The 19,045-nt window shown below is 36.0% G+C and carries 18 protein-coding genes; 6 read left to right on the forward strand and 12 right to left on the reverse strand.

The features are described 5' to 3' along the window. Positions 1 to 10: 10 nt before the first annotated feature. The 9 genes from J4N25_RS15985 to J4N25_RS16025 all read right to left on the reverse strand — a co-directional run bounded on the left by J4N25_RS15985 (position 11) and on the right by J4N25_RS16025 (position 11,335). Positions 11 to 1,027 carry a glycosyltransferase family 10 domain-containing protein gene (locus tag J4N25_RS15985; protein WP_207422793.1) on the reverse strand — a complete coding sequence of 339 codons (1,017 nt, stop codon included), beginning with the start codon at positions 1,025 to 1,027 and terminating at the stop codon, positions 11 to 13. Further along, positions 1,024 to 1,920: a hypothetical protein gene (locus J4N25_RS15990; protein WP_207422794.1), complete on the reverse strand. Its 897-nt coding sequence runs from the start codon at positions 1,918 to 1,920 to the stop codon at positions 1,024 to 1,026. The genes J4N25_RS15985 and J4N25_RS15990 overlap by 4 nt, the downstream gene beginning before the upstream one ends. Then, complete coding sequence (locus J4N25_RS15995) at positions 1,910 to 2,662, reverse strand: glycosyltransferase family 2 protein (RefSeq protein ID WP_207422795.1); 753 nt, start codon at positions 2,660 to 2,662, stop codon at positions 1,910 to 1,912. The genes J4N25_RS15990 and J4N25_RS15995 overlap by 11 nt, the downstream gene beginning before the upstream one ends. Before the next feature lies 1 nt (position 2,663). Beyond that, on the reverse strand, positions 2,664 to 3,914 hold the full coding sequence (locus J4N25_RS26810; protein ID WP_242695908.1) for an ABC transporter ATP-binding protein: 1,251 nt from the start codon (positions 3,912 to 3,914) through the stop codon (positions 2,664 to 2,666). A gap of 34 nt (positions 3,915 to 3,948) precedes the next feature. Beyond that, complete coding sequence (locus J4N25_RS16005) at positions 3,949 to 4,815, reverse strand: ABC transporter permease (protein WP_207422796.1); 867 nt, start codon at positions 4,813 to 4,815, stop codon at positions 3,949 to 3,951. A 40-nt stretch (positions 4,816 to 4,855) separates the two neighbouring features. Then, positions 4,856 to 5,980 carry a glycosyltransferase family 4 protein gene (locus J4N25_RS26940; RefSeq protein ID WP_207422797.1) on the reverse strand — a complete coding sequence of 375 codons (1,125 nt, stop codon included), beginning with the start codon at positions 5,978 to 5,980 and terminating at the stop codon, positions 4,856 to 4,858. Then, positions 5,977 to 7,788, reverse strand: coding sequence for an asparagine synthase (glutamine-hydrolyzing) (asnB, locus tag J4N25_RS16015; RefSeq protein WP_207422798.1), 1,812 nt, complete (start codon positions 7,786 to 7,788; stop codon positions 5,977 to 5,979). Before asnB ends, J4N25_RS26940 begins: the two co-directional genes overlap by 4 nt. A gap of 353 nt (positions 7,789 to 8,141) precedes the next feature. Beyond that, complete coding sequence (locus tag J4N25_RS16020; RefSeq protein ID WP_207422799.1) at positions 8,142 to 10,547, reverse strand: GumC family protein; 2,406 nt, start codon at positions 10,545 to 10,547, stop codon at positions 8,142 to 8,144. Then, positions 10,547 to 11,335, reverse strand: a complete 789-nt coding sequence (locus tag J4N25_RS16025; RefSeq protein ID WP_207422800.1) for a polysaccharide biosynthesis/export family protein — start codon at positions 11,333 to 11,335, stop codon at positions 10,547 to 10,549. The genes J4N25_RS16020 and J4N25_RS16025 overlap by 1 nt, the downstream gene beginning before the upstream one ends. 105 nt (positions 11,336 to 11,440) lie before the next feature. Between J4N25_RS16025 and J4N25_RS16030 the strand changes: the two genes are divergently transcribed. After that, positions 11,441 to 12,190, forward strand: coding sequence for a glycosyltransferase family 2 protein (locus J4N25_RS16030; RefSeq protein WP_242695909.1), 750 nt, complete (start codon positions 11,441 to 11,443; stop codon positions 12,188 to 12,190). 95 nt (positions 12,191 to 12,285) lie between these two features. Further along, positions 12,286 to 13,437: an acyltransferase family protein gene (locus J4N25_RS16035; protein ID WP_207422801.1), complete on the forward strand. Its 1,152-nt coding sequence runs from the start codon at positions 12,286 to 12,288 to the stop codon at positions 13,435 to 13,437. 309 nt (positions 13,438 to 13,746) lie between these two features. Here the strand turns inward: J4N25_RS16035 and J4N25_RS16040 are convergent, their stop codons facing one another. Continuing rightward, positions 13,747 to 14,844 carry an acyltransferase family protein gene (locus J4N25_RS16040; protein ID WP_207422802.1) on the reverse strand — a complete coding sequence of 366 codons (1,098 nt, stop codon included), beginning with the start codon at positions 14,842 to 14,844 and terminating at the stop codon, positions 13,747 to 13,749. Positions 14,845 to 15,426: 582 nt separating this feature from the next. Between J4N25_RS16040 and J4N25_RS16045 the strand changes: the two genes are divergently transcribed. After that, positions 15,427 to 15,702 carry a hypothetical protein gene (locus tag J4N25_RS16045; RefSeq protein WP_207422803.1) on the forward strand — a complete coding sequence of 92 codons (276 nt, stop codon included), beginning with the start codon at positions 15,427 to 15,429 and terminating at the stop codon, positions 15,700 to 15,702. A 51-nt stretch (positions 15,703 to 15,753) separates the two neighbouring features. Here the strand turns inward: J4N25_RS16045 and J4N25_RS16050 are convergent, their stop codons facing one another. Then, the gene (locus J4N25_RS16050) at positions 15,754 to 16,587 is read right to left on the reverse strand and encodes a tetratricopeptide repeat protein (RefSeq protein WP_207422804.1); all 834 of its coding nucleotides are present in this window, start codon (positions 16,585 to 16,587) and stop codon (positions 15,754 to 15,756) included. A 279-nt stretch (positions 16,588 to 16,866) separates the two neighbouring features. Between J4N25_RS16050 and J4N25_RS16055 the strand changes: the two genes are divergently transcribed. The 3 genes from J4N25_RS16055 to J4N25_RS16065 are packed head-to-tail and all read left to right on the forward strand — an operon-like array spanning position 16,867 to position 18,514. Further along, complete coding sequence (locus J4N25_RS16055) at positions 16,867 to 17,313, forward strand: hypothetical protein (RefSeq protein WP_207422805.1); 447 nt, start codon at positions 16,867 to 16,869, stop codon at positions 17,311 to 17,313. An 18-nt stretch (positions 17,314 to 17,331) separates the two neighbouring features. Continuing rightward, the gene (locus J4N25_RS16060; protein WP_207422806.1) at positions 17,332 to 17,745 is read left to right on the forward strand and encodes a hypothetical protein; all 414 of its coding nucleotides are present in this window, start codon (positions 17,332 to 17,334) and stop codon (positions 17,743 to 17,745) included. Positions 17,746 to 17,803: 58 nt separating this feature from the next. Beyond that, the gene (locus tag J4N25_RS16065) at positions 17,804 to 18,514 is read left to right on the forward strand and encodes a hypothetical protein (protein ID WP_207422807.1); all 711 of its coding nucleotides are present in this window, start codon (positions 17,804 to 17,806) and stop codon (positions 18,512 to 18,514) included. Positions 18,515 to 18,631: 117 nt separating this feature from the next. Here J4N25_RS16065 and J4N25_RS16070 read toward each other — a convergent pair whose 3' ends face one another. Then, positions 18,632 to 19,039 (reverse strand): hypothetical protein, encoded by a 408-nt coding sequence (locus tag J4N25_RS16070; RefSeq protein WP_207422808.1) that lies wholly within the window; start codon positions 19,037 to 19,039, stop codon positions 18,632 to 18,634. Positions 19,040 to 19,045 lie beyond the last annotated feature (6 nt).

The raw sequence follows: 19,045 nt of genomic DNA on the forward strand, positions 1-19,045 counted from the left end.
TTAAGATTCCTTAATGTGTAGGTGAATTAAAAATTTCTAACCACCTTTTTTTTGTTGATAGTTCCGATGGAGCTTGGTTGAATACAAACCAAGGTTCTAATAACTTTTTCTTATAAAGATCGGGGTTTTTATCTAACTCAATAATAGCATCAATCAAGTTTGAGAAGTCAAGTTTATTATATTTTAACCTCATTTTCGCTCCTCGTCCAAAAGCTTTTGCTTTTCTTTTAATTTTACTGCCGATACCTTGATAAAAAGATGGGCGGTAGTCTTGAAAATCCATTTGAGAGTTTCGTTCTATAAAGTCAATCAGAGGATTTGAATTAATTTTAATGTAGTCAGGCGCATTAAGAAAGCTTCGAGTGTTGAAAATCTCCGAGATGTATGGATCACCACAATAAATAGGCATGCTGTTTACCTGCATTGAATCGTAAAGTTTCTCCGTTTGGTAACCTGGATAACAATAGTTTTCGAAGGCTATTGTGAATTTATAAGGCAATAAAAAGCTTCTTTTACGTTCCCATATATCCCCCTTAAATAAAGTATCAATCGATGGCATGTTATTCATTGACTTTCCCGGTGCATCAACCCTTTTATATTTTGAGAGTTGTTTGAAAAAATCTTGTCTGTATCTTACTTCATGAGAATACAAAAAGTTGCAAAACTTGCTTTTTGTATCGAAAATTCTGTCAATGTCATTGTCAGTAAGATGCTTAATAAGAATTTTCGGATCCAACCCATGCCATTGAATCCGTTTGTAATTATTCTTTTTTATTTCTTCCTCCCTTGGAATACCGAAAGCCCATTCGCAGGCATTGAAGTCCGGGATTATATTTTCACAAAAATATCCAATTCTTATATAATTACCTTTTGGCGGAAGATTATCTCCGTACGGCCCAAATAAGACAAAATCTGGCGTGTCGGTTTCAACAAAGTCGAAGTCCTCCGTTACGTCGTTTAATATCTCATTAAGTGCGATAGTTTTATTTATTCCATTTTGGAACTTAATTTTTATAGTCTTTTTCAAGAATTTTTTAATCGTTTTATTAAAAAATAGAGTGGAATGATGATAAATGCCACTATAAGGTCCGAGAGTGTTCTGCTCAAAAAGCACTTGTAGTGCAACTTTAAGCGAATCGAGTCAAATACCCAGGGATTTTTGTTGTAAATACCGCTACCCATATGGATTATTGCGGGTGAGTAATTACCTTCTTTGATCCAAAATTTAAAATTAGGTTTATACTTAGCATTTAATAATGTTGGTCTTCCCTTGAAAATATTGAAAACTTTCTCAGATTCGAAATGAACAAGATCGCCCCATAAACTCCCGTCGTCTTCTATCGGAGTAACTCCCATTTTACTTAAAGCTATCGACATTATAGGCTCTTCGTTAAATCCGTGTTTATGATTCTGAAAACCTGAATTTGCTAGTATAAGCTGAAGATTATCTTGAATTTCAAAGCTCTTCTCTGATTTGTTTATGAAATATAACGCTCCACAATATCTAATAAGATATGGTAGTTGATAATTTCTTATTGTCTCATCTGCGTCCAGATCAACCCATATACCCTTAGTGATTTTTATACCAGAAACATTAATGCTTATGTTGGAGAAATTATTGAAAAATGAATCGATGGAATCGTAAATCAGTGAATCAGCATCAATAAAAATACTTTTTTCCGTTGGTGAAATTGTAGCTAATTTAAGCTTGTATTCTAAGCCTTCGCCAAAAATTTTTTTTTCTATAATCTTTTTCTGCACCCATGCTAAATCATAGGGGAGCTTGAAGTCCTCTTTTGAGACAATAAAAAATGGAATATCTACTCCGTTGTGTAACTTATAAGACCTAGCAAGAGCGAATGCTAACGCTAGGAATTTTTTTCCATATGCAACTGTGAAAAAACTCTTGTCAGTATCCATTGATAACTTTTGATAATTTATTTATTATTTTATCAATTGTGCTAACACTTTCCTTGCCCCACTTCTTTTCATATAAAGCCTTCATCCCGTCCGTAAAATCCGATTTTCGATCGCTTTCAATTGAATCATGAGACTGATTTCCGAGATGTAAGACTAGCGAATTTAAAACTAAGGCATGCTTGATTTTATGTTTAAGAAGAGTTTTTCCGTAGTCTTTGTCGGCATACCAAAAATCAAATTGTTCATCTAATAAGCCTATCTTATCCAATACATCACGTTTGACAAGAATACACCATCCGGTTAGAATACCCTTGAAGATATTTCTTTCATTTGCTATGATAAACTTTCTATTTCTAGACTTAATATTCTTATGAAAGTACTCGCAGAATGGATTTGCGGATTCAACTTTATTGTTAGAGTTAAATACCGCCAGAATCTCGGATGCCCATCCCTTTTTAAAGATCAAATCATTATTGGCAAGGCAGACGTAGGAGGCGCTCCCTGCTTCAATCCCTATGTTTAAATATTTGTGAAACCCAAATTTAGCATCAGGATAAATTGTAGTGGCATTTCTGTATTGATATGGTTGAAGTTGCTTATTTGACTCAATAACAATTGGATTGAATTTGATTTGATCTCTGTTTTCAGAGGTTATCAATGTCTCAATTGTTTGATCGGTTAAAGCCTTTAACCTTTCGTTTTTAGCGTAACTTAAGATTACTACATCAATATTAATAGCCATCTTAGATATATTTGAATGAAAAATCAACCTCAGCCCGACCTCTTACCTCCATAGGATACGGGATAATATTATCAATCAATTTCTTTTGAGTTACCTTGAATTGAATTAAGTTCAAGAAGTCTTTATACACTAAACTTGAGTTTACATGTAATGCAATATTGTAATTCCCAGGTAGTAGAGGAAGATGCTTAAATGTGCCTTCAATTGTAAGTGTTGGATTTGTAACTTGTTTATCGGAAAGCAATACGTTCCTCAGGTCAATAAAGGCAACTTTTTGATCAAATTCATCATATATATTTAATGCCACAGTATTGAAGCTGTTTGTAGTGCTACTTTCTAAAATGAGTTTAAAATCCAAATCATCATGACTTTCTATAGAATCTTTAAACACTCTAAACTCTTTTACTTTAATGTCCTGATTCAATGGATAATCTAGGAGTTCTTGTCTACTGAACTCCGTATCTATTCTTTTATAAGACGCAATAGCGTCAGTAGAAGAACCATCAAAGACTATCTGGCCATTCGCTAGAACAATTCCCTTGCCACACAGATCTCGCACTGAATCCATGTTATGACTAACAAACAACACGGTACGGCCTTCTCCTTTGCTGACTTCACCCATTTTCCCAAGACACTTCCGCTGGAATTCTGCGTCTCCCACAGCCAACACTTCATCTACAATCAATATTTCTGACTCCAAATGTGCAGCCACAGCAAAGGCCAAACGCACATACATACCAGAAGAATATCTCTTAACTGGAGTATCAATGTACCTTTCTACCCCTGCAAAGTCAACAATTGCATCAAAGTGTTTCTTAATTTCATGTTTTCTCATCCCCAGAATTGCACCATTCAGGAAAATATTCTCTCGACCAGTTAGTTCAGGGTGAAACCCCGTGCCAACTTCCAATAAGCTTGCAATCCGACCGCGGACTTTGACATTACCTGTGGTAGGAGAGGTAACCCTGCTAAGTAATTTCAGTAAGGTGCTTTTGCCCGCACCATTTCTGCCTATTATACCAACGGCATCACCCTGTTGAATTTGAAAGTTTAAATCTTTCAAACTCCAGACAATATCCGTGGTGCCTTTGGTTGTGCGATCGTTGGTTTCACCTATTCTAAGAAACGGGTCTTCTTTCCCCCTTACCTTTGCCCACCAGCGCTCGATATCCCGAGATATCGTCCCCGTAGTAAACTCTCCTAATTGGTATGCCTTTCCCAGGTTGCTGGCTTTAATAGCTATTTTGTTCATGTCGGTTAAATGGAAATACTAATATCTGGAATAATTATACAGTGTCGACAAATGTCTTTTCTACTTTATTGAAAACGATAAGCCCGACTGAAAACAGAACAATACTTGCAATGCAACTGTAGAAAAATGCTCCAATATAGAACTCTCCAGACCCTAAAAAACTATAACGGAACGTCTCAACCAAGCCAGCTAATGGGTTTAGAGAAATAATATCCCTATATTTTTCAGGAGCTTCTGATAATGGATAAATTACTGGTGTCGCATACATAAATAGCTGTACCCCAAATGTTACGAGGAAAGCTAAATCTCTATACTTTGTCGTCATTGCTGTAATTATCAGGCCCAGCCCTAAGCCTGTTAGAGCCATTAAAAGAATTACAATTGGGAATATAAAAATATAGAAATTTGGAGCTATATTTTCTCCTTTAATTATATAGAATAAAAGTAACGCGATAAATAACAAGAACTGAACGCCAAAGCGTACTAGATTAGAAAGAACAATACTTAAAGGCATTATCAACCTTGGGAAGTAAACTTTTCCAAAAATACTTGCATTATCTCTAAATACGGTACTAGTTTTTGTAAGACAATCTGCAAAGTAGTTCCAAGCCACCGTTCCTGCCATATAAAAAAGAGGAGCGGGTACTCCTTCTGTGCTAATACCCGCGAGATTGCTAAATATAAATGTAAATATAATGGTCGTGAAGATAGGTTGGATAAAGAACCATAATGGACCAAATATGGTTTGCTTATAAAAGGAGACGAAATCTCTTCTAACTAATAAGAACAGTAAATCTCTATAATGCCATACGTCCTTCAAATGAAGGTTGAACCAGCTCTCTTGAGGCTTTATCTCTAGATCCCACTTGTCGTCGTGTAATGTTTCTACTAAAGTTTGCATGAATTTTTGGTATAGATAATATTAGTGTAATGATAGGAACTTATGAATTAACATTAGCTGTTATTCGTTCTACTTCCAGCATAGCACTTTTCAATTTATCTTTGTAAGTAGTGTAATTAAAATGATTTAGTGCTAAGTATTGTTGTGTTTTTGGATGAGGTGGATTATGAAACACTGAGGCGATGGCTTTCCTGATGTCATTTTTATCAAACGGCTCTACTAGCGGACCAAGCCTTCCATCTAACATTGCATCTACACTACCATCTTTATTTCCCGCTATGACAGGCATTCCTGACGCCGCTGCCTCTATGAATACAATCCCAAATCCTTCCTTTACCGATGGCATAATAAAGAGATCACCTAGTAGAAAGTGGTCAGCTAGTTCCTCATCTTTCACAAAGCCCGCCAAAATCACCTGTTCTTGTAGGCATTCCTGTTCTATTATAGAACTTAATCGTGAGTATTCTACGTCATCGTATTTTCCAAGAAGGACGTATTTTAAGCGAAAATCCTTTTTGAGCTCAGCTAATGATTCAATTACCGTGTCATATCCTTTGTACTTTTCAGTAGAAACTAATCGACACAAGGTTATCATTACCTTTTCACCTTCTTTGATGCCATAGCGTTTCTGTAGGTACTCAGGCTTCTCGAAAGTGGTTGCTGGAACGTAAAATGGATCCAGACAATTATTTAAAACATCAATTTTTTTCTTAGTCGAAGGATAGGTATCTCCAATTCGTTTCTTAGTATATTTTGATACTGCTAAGATTTTGTAACATGACTTTAGTAGTCTTGCCTGGATTTTGGTAAGAGGGGCCCAAATTTCTATTCCATGAGCTATAAGGAAAATTTTAACAGAAGGATTAATAAATTTGATTAGTAAAGCCGGTAGAGCCAAGTTGATATGCGTGAGAATAAGAAACTCAGCATTTCTTCCTTGGTTAATAGCGTTCCAAATAAATTTGAATGTATCCTTACCAAAGCCTTTGTAGAATTCGGAGGGGCAGTAACGAGAATCATGATTTGTATCATACATACTCAGGTTCATAATACTTGCTCCAAGCTCTCTGGCAATATCATAACCTGCTTTCGCAAGGATACGACTTACTTTTTCAACTCCCCCCATATGGGAAAAGGCTACTAAGTTCAAAATTAGGATCTTCACGACCTGCTAAAAGTTAAAGTTAAATAATAGGCCCATATTTTTGACCAATGAATTTGATCCTGCTCAAAACCATTCCACAAAGATATACCTGGCCTTGTACCTTTTACAACTTCTTTAATTTGATCCATTTCGCCAAACCAACTTTGAAAAGGAAATGAAAAGCCCATTTTTTTTCTGTTCCAAATCTTTTCAGGTAAAACATCTTTGAATGAATCAATCAGAAGCTGTTTTGGAAGTCCTCCATGCTTATAAAGTATGGTAGGATCGATAGAGTAAACTGTATCTACGAAATCCTGATCAAGGAAAGGAACTCGCAGTTCTAGTGAGTGCCGCATACTCATATAGTCAGAGTCCTTGAGAAGCTGATTCTGCATATAGTAGTTGAATTCAAGCCAACTAGCAGCCTCTTCTTTCAATAAAGTTTCTGAATGATTAGGAGAGAAGTTTAAGCTATTTATTCTCGCTAATACTTCTTTCTCTGTCAAACCACATAAATTAGCGGCTTGTCCTGGGGTACAAAGGCCTCTTAGAGTCAGGTATAGACCAACTGGTTTCTTAATTTGTAACCATCCAAGCCTACGAAAGGGTAACGATGGAAGCATTCTCGAGAGCCCAAGAATAGATGCTGGCATTTGTTTTAGAAGGTAAAGTTGTTCGATTCTATTGAACGAAGGATAACCTCCAAACAACTCGTCACTGCCTAAACCTGAAATAACAGCCTTCAAGCCATTATCATGTGCACATCTAGAAATAAACCATGAATTGATTCCATCATCACTGGGCTGATCATAGGCTGCAATAATAGCGTTTAAGTTATTTTCTAAGTCTTTTTTACCAACTGTATAATTTCGGTGGTTACAATTTACTTTGTCTATTACTGCTTGTTGGTACTCCTGCTCACTGAAACCCTGTTCTGTAAAAGTAACGGAGAGTGTATGAAGTTGATCTTTAAGTTGTCCAGCAGCTAGGAGGGTCAAAAGGCTCGAGTCTATTCCTCCACTTAAAAATAAACCAACAGGAGCATCAGAAATTAGATGGCGATCAACTGCTGACTTTAATTTCTGCCGGATAGCGTCTTCAGCTTCACCTTTGGTTCTAATTTTTATTTCATGAAATTCTAATTTGCGAAACTTTTCAATTTTTACAATACGCTTGGCTAAAAGATCATACTGTAAGTAGCTTCCTTTCTCAAGCGATTGAACACCTCTTAGTGTGGTATATGGCTCTGGAATATGGCCAAAAGTGAGTAGTAACAACTTCCAGTTTGGGTTCTCTTCCCAGTTATGATTAATATTTACAAAAGCTTTGACTTCTGAGCTAAAAATAATTTGATCATTTTCAGGATTAGTATAGTAGTACAAGGGCTTAATACCTGCGGAATCTCGAACAAGATATACTTGTTTCTTGTTTATGTCATAGAGTGCAAAAGCAAACATTCCATTGAACCTTGCAAAGGCTGCTGTTCCCCATTCTAAATAACTTGATATTATAACTTCTGTATCTGAACCACTTTTAAATTTATAGCCTTTTTTGAGAAGCTGGTCTTTCAGTTCAAGAAAATTATAAACTTCTCCGTTAAATACGATCCAGCAATGCTCCTTAACATCAGTCATAGGTTGGTGTCCCAAGGGACTTAAGTCAAGAAAAGAAAGCCGTCGATGGCCAAGTGCAAGCTCGCCGTCTTTTGAAACATATATTCCTTCAGAATCAGGCCCGCCAGAACTCATGACATCACACATCGCTTTAACCTGAGTGTCAATGTTTTTTATATCTGAATTACCTGAAATAATTCCTGCTATTCTACACATAAATTGATGTGATCATCATACTCAGAAGATGGCTTCTGCCTCTGCTTTTTTAACTTCTTTTGAGAACTTAAGGTTTTAAGGCTCTATAATAAAATCTTTAAGTATAATCGCTACTTTTAGATCTGCCTAATACCACAATCCTCTAATGGTGTTAGTTAATGCACCAAGATTACTATGCGCCTAAGTCGCAATACCCTCGATTGAAAAACGGGAAACTGCCCAAGTGTCGATTAATAGTTTAATGAAGAAATGTATCTTGAAACTATTATTAATTGATATCCATTTGGTAAATCAAATCAATTTGACATTCGTGCTATTGATGCTAAAATTCCATTAATGTCTCAAAGTCTTATTTAACTCTTCTTCCAGATTTCCCACCATCTTGCCTTCTTGTCATCCATGTAATAACCTCCGCTACTGTAACTATTAGAATATTCTGAATAATAATACTGTGTGTAGTTCCCGTAATATGTTGTCTGATAGTAATTTCCATGAAGCATATCGTCTCCAAATGCATTCAAGACTATAACTACATTGTTCAAATGATACTCATTTGATAACTTATCAGGGATTGTTGCTGAATTATATTTAGAGGTTCCAGACCGAATAACAAATATATTTATGTCCGAGTTCCTAATTAAAGGAATAGAATCAGAAACCAAGCCGACTGGTGCAGTATCTATTAAGACATAATCGTATCGCTTATCTAGCTCGCTTAAGAGTTCTTTCATCATGCTTGAATGTAGCAGCTCAGATGGATTAGGTGGAACTGGACCCGAAGGAATAAAGTCTAAGGTTTCTAAGCTCGTTTTTGAAATAATAGAATCTAAATCTGCTTGGCGAGATAAAAAGGAACTTAAACCTTTTTTATTCTCAATGTTGAAAGTCCTATGCAGCTTAGAACGTCTTAAATCTGCACCTACCAGAATAACTTTTTTATCGATTAATGCTAATGTGCTTGCTAAATTTACTGAAACAAATGATTTTCCTTCTCCTGCCACCTCTGAAGTAACACAGATTATTTTCGAATTCTTTTCCGATGCTAAGAAACTTAAGTTAGTCCGAACAGATCTTACAGATTCTGCAAATGCAGACTTCGGTTGTTGCAAGGATAAAGCCTGAGTATTATTTTCATCGATAAATCCTGGAAATTTACGAATTACTCCAATAATTGGAGTATTCGTGTAGCTCATCACTGTATCTTTATCATATATGTAAGGATTTAATACCCGAGCAAGAAAAATGAGAGCAACGCCAGATAAAAACCCTAACAGGATTGAATTTGTATAAATTTTTGACGGAATAGGCGATATTATTGAATAGCTAGTGGCGAAATCAACTATAGTAGCACCTGGGACTACAGCAGCTCTTGTGATTTGAGCCTCCAATCTTTTTTCAGATAAATAGGAGAAAACTTTTTGATTGATGTCAAATTCAGACTGCAGTTTAGCAAAGTCTCTTTCGGCACTAGGTATATTATTTAATTCTTGTTGTGCTGAAGCAATTTGATTTTCAACATAGCTTTGTGTCTTTTGATTTCTTTCTCTTAGAAGTCGTATGTTATTTATAATCCCTTGTTTAATCTCACTTATTTGTTTATCAAGCTGTTGCACAGGTGCAGAGCTTTCGTTGAATTGTACAAGCTTTTTTTCTCTCTCTATAATTAAACTATTTAGCTGAGAAAGCAATCCCGAAAGTAGACCGCCGACTGCCCCCTCAAGATTAAAGTTTAGACTAACACGGTCCCTATTATTTTCTATTTGTTTTTGGAGCTGATCAATTGCAAGTTCTTCCAACTTCAAAGCTTGTTTTTGGCTTTGTTGATTGCTATAACGCTGCATGCTCAACTCTGTGCTTGAAGAAAGATCAATCATTCGATTCGCTTTTTTATACTTTTCTAAAGCTCCACCTGATTGTTGTACCTTGTTATATAGGAAACTTAGCTGCCTTTCAATAAAGTCAATAGTTTGAGATGCAGATGTTCCTCTTAATTTAACGTCGTAATCAACATACTCTTTCATTATTGAATTCAATAAATCCATTGCGAATACCGGATTCTTGTCAGAAAGTGTTAGCTGCATCACATTTGCGCTTTTGGCAGCTTCCTTTGTAAGAATATTGGATGCTCTACCTAAAAAATCAGCTTTTGTGTTGAATCTAAAGGCGTAATTAGCATCATCAGAGCTTGAGTAATTCCCTTTTACTTTAAAAGTAACACCTTGAAGTTTCACTACTTGCCCGTAAGTGTAGTTTTTTACTACATCATTTTTACCATCCTTGTATTTTAAACTGAAAGTGCTTTGATTTAGAGGAGTGATATCTATAAGTTTGTTTATGAAATCCGTAGAATCTTGTTCAAGTATTTCTATAGGAAATGGTTTATTGGGATAAACATCGGTGGTTCGCACTTTTCCTTTTAAAAGATAAGTTACTTTGTAATCAAGTCTTCCAATTGCGTTCAGTAAAACATCTCTAGATTGGATTACAAAACCTTCAGATTGAAGTTTATTATTCCTGCTGTACATATTTGAATTACTAGACAGCAAATCATTTAATTCAGTTCTTTTTTCATCAAACTTTAAGGAACCATTGGTTGAGTATACTGCAGGGGTGTACCATAGGTAAGAATAAGCTATTATCAACGCTATTATTACACAGCTTAATATCCAATACCAACGACTCCATATAATTCTAAATATTTTTGAGTAATCAATTTTTTGTTCTAGTATTTTCTTTTCGGAGTTATCTGGAGTATTCATTAACGAGAAAGATTATAAAGGATTACTGCGCTATTTAAAATAATTAACACTGGTTGGATAAATAACATTGCGTTTTGCAAACCTTCCGATGAAGAATAGACCTTACGAGGCTCAGCATAAAGTATATCGTTATTTTGAAGAGTTAATTTTGGATCAGCAAGGCTATTCAAACTTTTTAGATTCACATAAATAATTTCAGGATTTTTCTTGTCGCCCCTTATTATTTTAATTTTTTTTGTTTCAGCTCTTTCCGAAAAGCCTCCTGCTTGCCCCAATATTTCAGTAAAAGATGTGTTGTCTTTTTCAATAAGATAGTTTCCTTGTCTATTGAATTCACCCAGCAACGTTACTTTTAAATTTACTATGTTAAGTTCAATTATGGGATCTTTTAATAAGGTCTTAGAAAATAGATCTTGTAATTTTTTTGTCGCCTCTCTTCGGGTTAATCCACCTACATTGACTTTACCAATAACAGGAAGTGTTACGCTTCCATCATATTCCACTGTAAATGACGATATAGCCGACTGCCCACCAGCACTTCCTCCATTAGACGATATTGCTTGTGCACCAAATTCAACATTTTGTAAATTCCGTATTGATAACTGATCGTCAGGTTTAATTTTGTAATACACATCCTCGGGCCCTTTATTATTGGCAACGTAAACGGTCCTAAGCGTGTCAGTCACAACATCACTGGGAGCCGTAAATAATGCATGTTTGTAACGACTTGCACAAGAAGAAAACAATAAAAGAACGCTAAAAATAAGCAAATAGCTTTTCCTCTTCATGGTAAATTTCATAACCAGTATAAATAAGATATGCTCTTATATTTTATATAATTTTTCAAAACTAATGGATTTTTTTGACATTTTTACCGAAATAACTGAAACATTTTGAAAATATCAATTGTTACCGTCACCTACAATGCTGAGCGTTTTTTGGCAAATTGCATTGAATCTGTAGTTTCTCAAAGGCATCCAAATATAGAGTATATAATTATAGATGGAGCTTCAACTGACTCCACTCTACAAATCATAAGTCGCTTTAACGATCAAATCGCCAAAATAGTTACAGAGAAAGATAAAGGAATGTACGATGCCCTGAATAAAGGTATAAAAATGGCTACGGGGGATGTTGTTGGGCTGCTAAATTCTGACGATTTTTTTCCCAACAACGATGTTGTCGGAAAGATCGCTCAAGCTTTTGAAGGATCAAATGCTGATATCCTTTATGGTGACCTATGGTATGTTGATCAGACTGATACTAATAAAGCTCTAAGGAAGTGGAAATCCAAACCATACCAGCATGGTATGTTTCAGCGGGGTTGGATGCCTGCACACCCTACCTTTTATGCCAAGCGAGAATTGTTTGAACTGTACGGGTATTACCGTCTTGATATGGGGAGTGCTGCGGACTACGAGCTGATGATCCGTTTTATGCATAAAAATAAACTCAAATCAGTATACCTGCCCGAGCTAATGGTGAAGATGAGGGCAGGAGGGATGAGCAATAGTTCTGTAGAAGCCAGGATGAAAGCGAACCGCGCCGATCTAGAAGCGATGAAGATGAATGGGATTAAATATCCGAAATTGGCAGCATTTCTAAAGCCACTGAGGAAGATTCCGCAGTTCCTGAAATTGTAAGGACAAATCTCAATCTATAGAACTATCTAAAACATATTGAAACAACTCAGGTCTCTGTGCTTGATCTCTGAATAAACAATAAAAATACCTGACTTATGCTGGGGCAAAAGTCCCCTCTACTTTTATTCCATATGACAAAAGTGTACTTTCCAAATCTGAATGGGCTACGTTTTATTGCCGCTTTTCTTGTAATTATTCACCATGTTGAATTGCTGAAAGGTCTTTTCGGTATTAATAATAACTTTAATATGCCATTTTTTATGAAAATAGGGAAAATGGGAGTTGTTTTGTTTTTTATCTTGAGTGGGTATCTAATCACTTATCTATTACTTGCTGAATTAAATAAAACTGGCAAGATTGCGATAAAGGACTTTTATTTAAGGAGAATATTGAGGATTTGGCCAGTTTATTTCCTTGTAGTCATTTCTAGCTTATTTATATTACCTAAGTTTGAGTTTTTTGATATTCCCAGTTGGACATCGACATTGTCCGATGATTTTTATGCTAAGCTCATCTTTTCATTGCTTTTTTTAGCTAACATACCGCTTGCTTTATTCGATCCAATACCTTACGGCGCACAAACATGGTCGGTTGCTATCGAAGAGCAATTTTATCTGGTCTGGCCACTTATCATTAAAAGGACAAAAGGATCGCTAAGCGGACTTATCGGAGTTATAACGGTTTTTTTGCTCGTAAAGTTTTTACTTGTAATAGATAACCATTTCACTCATTTTGCTACACAATCGTTTAAGGCGGTTTGGGAAACTTTCAATCTTGACTGTATGGCTATTGGAGGAGTAGGGGCTTATTATAAATTTCATAAAAAAATCCCCGCTTGGTTCTATAATCCCGTATTTCAAATTTTTATTATTATATGCACAACTTTCATGTTAGTAAAAGGAATCACATTTCCATATTATTTAAATTACGATGTTTATGGTATTTTCTTTCTGTTGATTATAATGAATCTTTCGGAACAGTCGAGCATAGTCAACCTTGAAAATAAGCTATTGAACTATTTAGGGCAGATTTCTTACGGTATCTATATGTACCATATCCTCGCCATAACAATCGCAATTAAAGTTGCAGCCCTACTTGGGGATAAAAATGACTTGATAATTTATGGCTTGACTTTGACTATTACTATTGCGATCGCTGCTTTTTCTTTTAGATTTTTAGAAACACCGTTTATTAAACGAAAATCAAGATACACCAAGATAGTTAGCGGAGAGTCTGCTAGACTATAATTAAGATAAATCAGATCTTACTTGGGTAAAACTGCTATAATGGTAAAAAGCTGGGGGATTAATGTGACATTGGTAAATACTTTAGGCTTTTGCAGGCATTTAGTTAGAAAGGGCCTTTCCTAGCAAATAATATTAGGGAACACCTAACACTGAGTGTCTCCCTCTACTTCTTATGATTAATTTATAGTTTAAAAAACCTAGCAAGTATGAATACTCCTTGGCTGACCCATTCCTGGAACCACCTTTGAACCTTAAAATGTTATTTTCTTTAGTTGTTTTTGTTAATAGAAGAAATTTACGGCGCTTCATTTACCACTTTTCTTTCATCCTCAAAAGTTGCCTCTCATAGAGACAATAGCTAGCATAAGCAATTACAGTAATAAAAGAGATCTTGATTATCATAAGAACATAAATAGGCAATTGATTAAAATGCCTAAGTCCAGGCAGGTAGAAATACCATCCAATAAAAAGTTGCTGCCAGATATAAATGCTGTAGGACAGTACCCCAAGTTGTCTGAGTTTATTAGTCTGAAGTAACCGGGAGAGAGAGTTATCAGAAGCAAGATTCAGTAGGATTACTAGGGCAATCAAGATCGCACCAGCCCATTGCGATACATAAGGAAGATATAAAGGAGAATTTTTAATGTTAAAAAGTAGAGCCAACATGAAAAGGAGCAAGCTTTGAAAATGGGGGCCTTTCCAATGGTGTTTAATAACGCCTTTGAAGCTAAGTATTGAGGCAACTGCCCCAACCAACAAGATAATGGGCCCTTTCCAGAATGAATAATTAATGCCCTTCATTAAAAAATTAAATGGTCCACTTGCTCCTTGTAGATTTCCATATGTATAAATAATGGATAGTAGGGGAAACACGAGCACAATAAAAAGACACAGGAATAACGTACGATTGATGCTCAAGTATGTAATTAGGAGGGGGAATACTAGATAAAATTGCCACTCTACTGCAAGCGTCCAAAGGTGGGCAGTGAATCGTTCATTGGGAATAGGGAGGTTCTTAAGAAACAGAAAAGAGTAAAGAAAGTCCTTTTTCGAGATCATTACACCGCCGAGGAGACTAAGAGCGATCAACACAATCAAATACAGGTAAACAACAGGAATTATTCTTAAGGCACGCCGGAGGTAGAAATTGCGTAAAGAGATCCTACCGCGTTCACTCTTTTCTTTCAACAACTTGGTGGTGATCAGGAAGCCGCTAAGAACAAAGAAAATATCAACTCCGAAACGTGAATCAATTCGAATATGAAGAAAACGGAGGTAGTGGTTTAAACCAAAATGAACCAAGACAACTATCAGGATTGCTATTCCCCGGAGCCCATCTAACGAAGCAAAGTAGTCTTGCCTTAAGTGCTCTGGAATTGCGTTGCTTTCTTTGTTAAAAGGTTTCAAGTTATATTTATCAGCAAGTACTTTTCAAATATAGATAGAATAGGGACAGGATCAGAAATTGTCGCCTGAAGAATATTTGTCTTTGTGTCAGCGATGAGGATATTCTTATCTCCAATCGCCAAGGTTTTCGCTTGTCTTAAAAAAAAAAGCGGGTTTAGACTCGACTCTACCCCACATCTACCTATGAAAAATGCTGAGTTGGACAGCGCTGCAAATTAACAAAAAATTGGCTTGAAACGTTGGCATTGGGGGTTTTTGTAAGCAATCCTACTGTAATTATTTTCCGTAAGGTGTCCTTTTTTCTGTTTTACTTACAAAAACCATATAGAATGAGCAAGAGAAGATAAAGGGTATTCATGCTCCTTACTTAAGGATCAAAGCCGCCTTAAGGTTCTTCCTGACTAAAAAAAGCAAATTATACCATCAGGAAAATGCAGCGGAGTGTATAGAGTATAATTATTAGCTCGCTGAAGGTTTTCATCAAGCCGCCGGTCATTCCCTTGATAATGAAAAGAACACTATCAGTTTGTTCCTGCTACATCAGGCCATGGGACAGGCATATACGACCTGATCCGTGTATTTATGGGCTATCGTGCAGATATGCATAACCTCAGTCGCCTCCAGGATGTCTGCCTTTGTTACTGCCAGGAGGAAGAGCTTTACCCCAGGCAAAGGCCAGAAGAACAGCGATTGTTCCAGCTATTGCAGAAAAGCTATTCTGGGGCACGCTATAAGCAGGATTTGGAAGGTAACGAGAATGATGTGCAGAGGATCTATAACGAGGTTGGGACGTTTGTGATGAGGGTGTATGAGATGTGTGAGGGGAAGATAGAGGAGTTGGCGGGCTTGGATAAGTAGACTATATCAAATAGAAATATTATTATTTCAATAGCTCTATTTATGCTGATACTATCTAAGCCTTTTAGGAAAATGCATTTGAACTTTGGCACGGAATTCAGTAAGCCAAGAGTTTAAATCAAAGCTATTAGCCTCTTTTATTTCTTTCTTTTCAGAGGAAAGAAGGTAAGCGTAATTCTGGCTTAAAAGCAGGGAGGCCCTGTTATCTCCCGTTGTTTCGAATAAACTTATGGCCTCTTTTAATTTTGCATAGTTTATAATAATTGGCCGAGAGTAATCTCCATACTTAACTAGATCCTTACTGAGATTAACTAAAGGGCTACCTGCGAGCTGACCCACAGCCTTAAGCTGGTGAAATAACTCTACTAACTTTTTTGACGGTATACCGAACATCCAGTTACTTAGAATTGAATTCACTACACACTCTTCAGCCTTTATAATGTTCCCGAGCTTGTAATATTGTTCCGCTAATAGTGACCAACTATCAGAATATTCACTAAATAGAGAAACGGATGCCTCCAGCCGTTCGATGGCCTCTTCTGATCTTCCATTTTTTGCAGAAACTTTTGCCTTCATGTACAAGCTGAGAAAGTAATTTTTATCATTTAAATTGATAGGAGGCCCCTCTTGGCCGTCGGTATCATTATACCAACTTATAAAAGCTGAAAGATTTGGAAATACCGGATCAAGAAGATCTTCTTCGTGTTGAAATTCACAAACAATAGGCTCTTTGTCCTCTTTCCCAAGTTGCCAGTACAGGCCGTAGCAATCCCCATAACCACCGTTTCCTTCTTCAATTTCCATAAAGCCTAATGGTGGTATCAAGTAATTGTTTCCTGAATTGTTTACCAGTGTTACATTATGTATATCTATTGGAAGTTTCATTTCTCTATTTCAGTGTTATTAAAATGAGTTTTAAAAGATTGTTAATTGTTAATCTATCACCTATTTCAAAGTCTTCTGTAGACTTTCGCACTTATAAATTTTTACCCATCATATTTGCCTGAGCAAAAATGTATTTATTTCTCAAATTTAAATCCCTCTTCGCAATGTTTACCTTTTGTACTGCTTATAGGCTTACAGCAACTTCTAGTTCTTCATTTTTTTTATTTTAGCTGTCGCCAAAAAAAGCACACTAGTACCAAGTCCCTAAAAAAAAGAACTATGTCAACTATTTACCCACTTCAAGATTTAAATATTACGAATGGTTGGACTGTTGAACGGAACGTGTTTTACGACATTGGCCCGGATAGCAATGTATCCGAAGATGATAAATTTATTAATATTTACTGTCAGCAAGATATGTTGGCAATGAAGAAAGGACAAATACTGTTAGATCTTGGCTGGTATGGTGGAGAGGATTTAAATAATAAGAATGCCGGATACTGTATTTATCTGGTCAGGGGAGACTGCTGGGATGAAGGAGAACTTTTAGAAAAATTCAGATCAAAGAATAAACAGAGCATCATAGATAAAATTAATGAATTGATTCTGGCAGTCGATAACAATATATATGATAATTCCAGAGGACGCCTGGTGTACGAACACAACGAAAGTACCGGTATCTATGTAGGTGATTCGTACTCCTATTCTGTACTCTCCTCAAAATAGCTTTAGTAAATTGTAATTATGACTTTGACAGAGGACAGTATCGGCAATCCAATCGAAACTATAAACGTGAGCCCGACGCATATTGCAGAAGCACTGGCAAGTATTGATCCTGATACAAAGGCTTTCTTTATTTTAACTGAAACTTTATCCGGTTCTTACCTACAATGTGCTGGAAGTAAAGAAAGGCTACGTGTAGAAATGAGACTGTTTTCTGCAGAAAAGTTTAAGCATTATGTTATTGGAAAATTGCCAGCTAAAAACCCATTTGAGATAGTTTGGACTCAAATAGATTGTAGAGTAGGCCCGATAAGAATTCATACTTCAGAGTTGCTAACTCTTGCCGATGCCATTGCTCTTTTTCAAGGATTTCTTCTTCATAGTAAGGTTGATGGCAAGTATAATTTGAGAAATGTGACGAAGCAGTATGATTAAGAGCTAATTGCTATTTATGAATGGTAACATTAAGGGTCGAAGATTTTGTAAGTAAAAGATGAGGGAAAAAGAAGTTTTTGAGATTATAATTAGAGAGCTCGCCGAGTTGATGAGCAACGAAGGTTATCAGATTAAACGTAAAAAACTTTCATCTGATAAGTATGTAGTATTTAGTAAGTCTGAAGAAGAAAGAGAATTTGAATGGCAGCTCACCTTTCTTAGGTATGGAAGAGTCGCCATCCGGTTTGCGGTGTTTTTTAAAAAAGTAAATGAATTACTCTTATTAATTGATCCTCAGGGTAAAGCATTCAATAAAGAAATATTCTCAGTTAAAATCTTGAATTATCTTCACTCGGAAAACGTCGATGATTATCTACACTCTGGATTTCCGATAGATACCCCTTGTGAGAATGACATAATGCTTGGCCAAAACCTTGAGAATGTTTCAAAGGTCCTGTTTACCAGGTATTTTCTTGAACCCATTCCTGGATTAATCTCGAAATTAGGAAGTCTAAGTAAAGCTCATGATCTTTTGAATGGCAAAAATACGGTCGATCCTCAAGCAGGAGTTCTTAACTGGCTACTTTATTGTCCTCATACAATTTATCAAATCAAATCTTCCGTCTTAGTCGCTTTCCTGGAAGATAAAAATAAATTGAAGAGTCTGATTGACTTTTACCTAGAGTACCTGTCCGAAGACGAGGAGGACGATGATCTCGATGAGTTGAAGTTATTTTTGAAAGTTAATTTGTGGGCTACTACAGAGTAATTACTTATATATCATAAGTGAATCATGAGGATCAATGAAGCACCATAAATTATTAATAACTGAGTATTTATTAAGTTGGTTAAATTACTCTCCGTTTACTGCACTTCGATTTACGAACTAAAACTTTTTAATCTTGTATTTTTTGTTTTCGGGATTTCGAATTTTATAAACCAGTCTATCGCACCTGCTTTCTGTACATTCAATTCCAGAAGTATTATCTAGTTTCAGAATAATTGAATCTGCCTTAAACTCTAAATCTCCATCGTACTCACTGCAGCCATTTACCATAGATAAGTAAGAAATGTATATATAATTGCCTCTATACTCTACGGTGTCAGTCTTATTATTGAAGTCTTGAGAATAAATATTTCTTATGTATGCAGTATCAGCAGAAACCAGCTCATCCACATTCATAACGGTATAGTTTTTAAAATCAATCAGCTTTTCGTGCCTCTTGCGTTCAACATCTTTCCGTCTACAAGAAAAGACTGTTAATAGTAATATGGGAAAGAAAAACTTACTCATGTTGAT

It is taken from the genome of Desertivirga brevis (assembly GCF_017355835.1).

Coding starts and splice junctions, on each gene's coding strand:
- J4N25_RS15990 (WP_207422794.1), bottom strand. CDS start 1,920: ATGGATACTGACAAGAGTTTTTTCACAGTTGCATATGGAAAAAAATTC.
- J4N25_RS15995 (WP_207422795.1), bottom strand. CDS start 2,662: ATGGCTATTAATATTGATGTAGTAATCTTAAGTTACGCTAAAAACGAA.
- J4N25_RS26810 (WP_242695908.1), bottom strand. CDS start 3,914: ATGAACAAAATAGCTATTAAAGCCAGCAACCTGGGAAAGGCATACCAA.
- J4N25_RS16005 (WP_207422796.1), bottom strand. CDS start 4,815: ATGCAAACTTTAGTAGAAACATTACACGACGACAAGTGGGATCTAGAG.
- asnB (WP_207422798.1), bottom strand. CDS start 7,788: ATGTGTAGAATAGCAGGAATTATTTCAGGTAATTCAGATATAAAAAAC.
- J4N25_RS16020 (WP_207422799.1), bottom strand. CDS start 10,547: ATGAATACTCCAGATAACTCCGAAAAGAAAATACTAGAACAAAAAATT.
- J4N25_RS16025 (WP_207422800.1), bottom strand. CDS start 11,335: ATGAAGAGGAAAAGCTATTTGCTTATTTTTAGCGTTCTTTTATTGTTT.
- J4N25_RS16035 (WP_207422801.1), top strand. CDS start 12,286: ATGCTGGGGCAAAAGTCCCCTCTACTTTTATTCCATATGACAAAAGTG.
- J4N25_RS16045 (WP_207422803.1), top strand. CDS start 15,427: ATGGGCTATCGTGCAGATATGCATAACCTCAGTCGCCTCCAGGATGTC.
- J4N25_RS16050 (WP_207422804.1), bottom strand. CDS start 16,587: ATGAAACTTCCAATAGATATACATAATGTAACACTGGTAAACAATTCA.
- J4N25_RS16055 (WP_207422805.1), top strand. CDS start 16,867: ATGTCAACTATTTACCCACTTCAAGATTTAAATATTACGAATGGTTGG.
- J4N25_RS16060 (WP_207422806.1), top strand. CDS start 17,332: ATGACTTTGACAGAGGACAGTATCGGCAATCCAATCGAAACTATAAAC.
- J4N25_RS16065 (WP_207422807.1), top strand. CDS start 17,804: ATGAGGGAAAAAGAAGTTTTTGAGATTATAATTAGAGAGCTCGCCGAG.
- J4N25_RS16070 (WP_207422808.1), bottom strand. CDS start 19,039: ATGAGTAAGTTTTTCTTTCCCATATTACTATTAACAGTCTTTTCTTGT.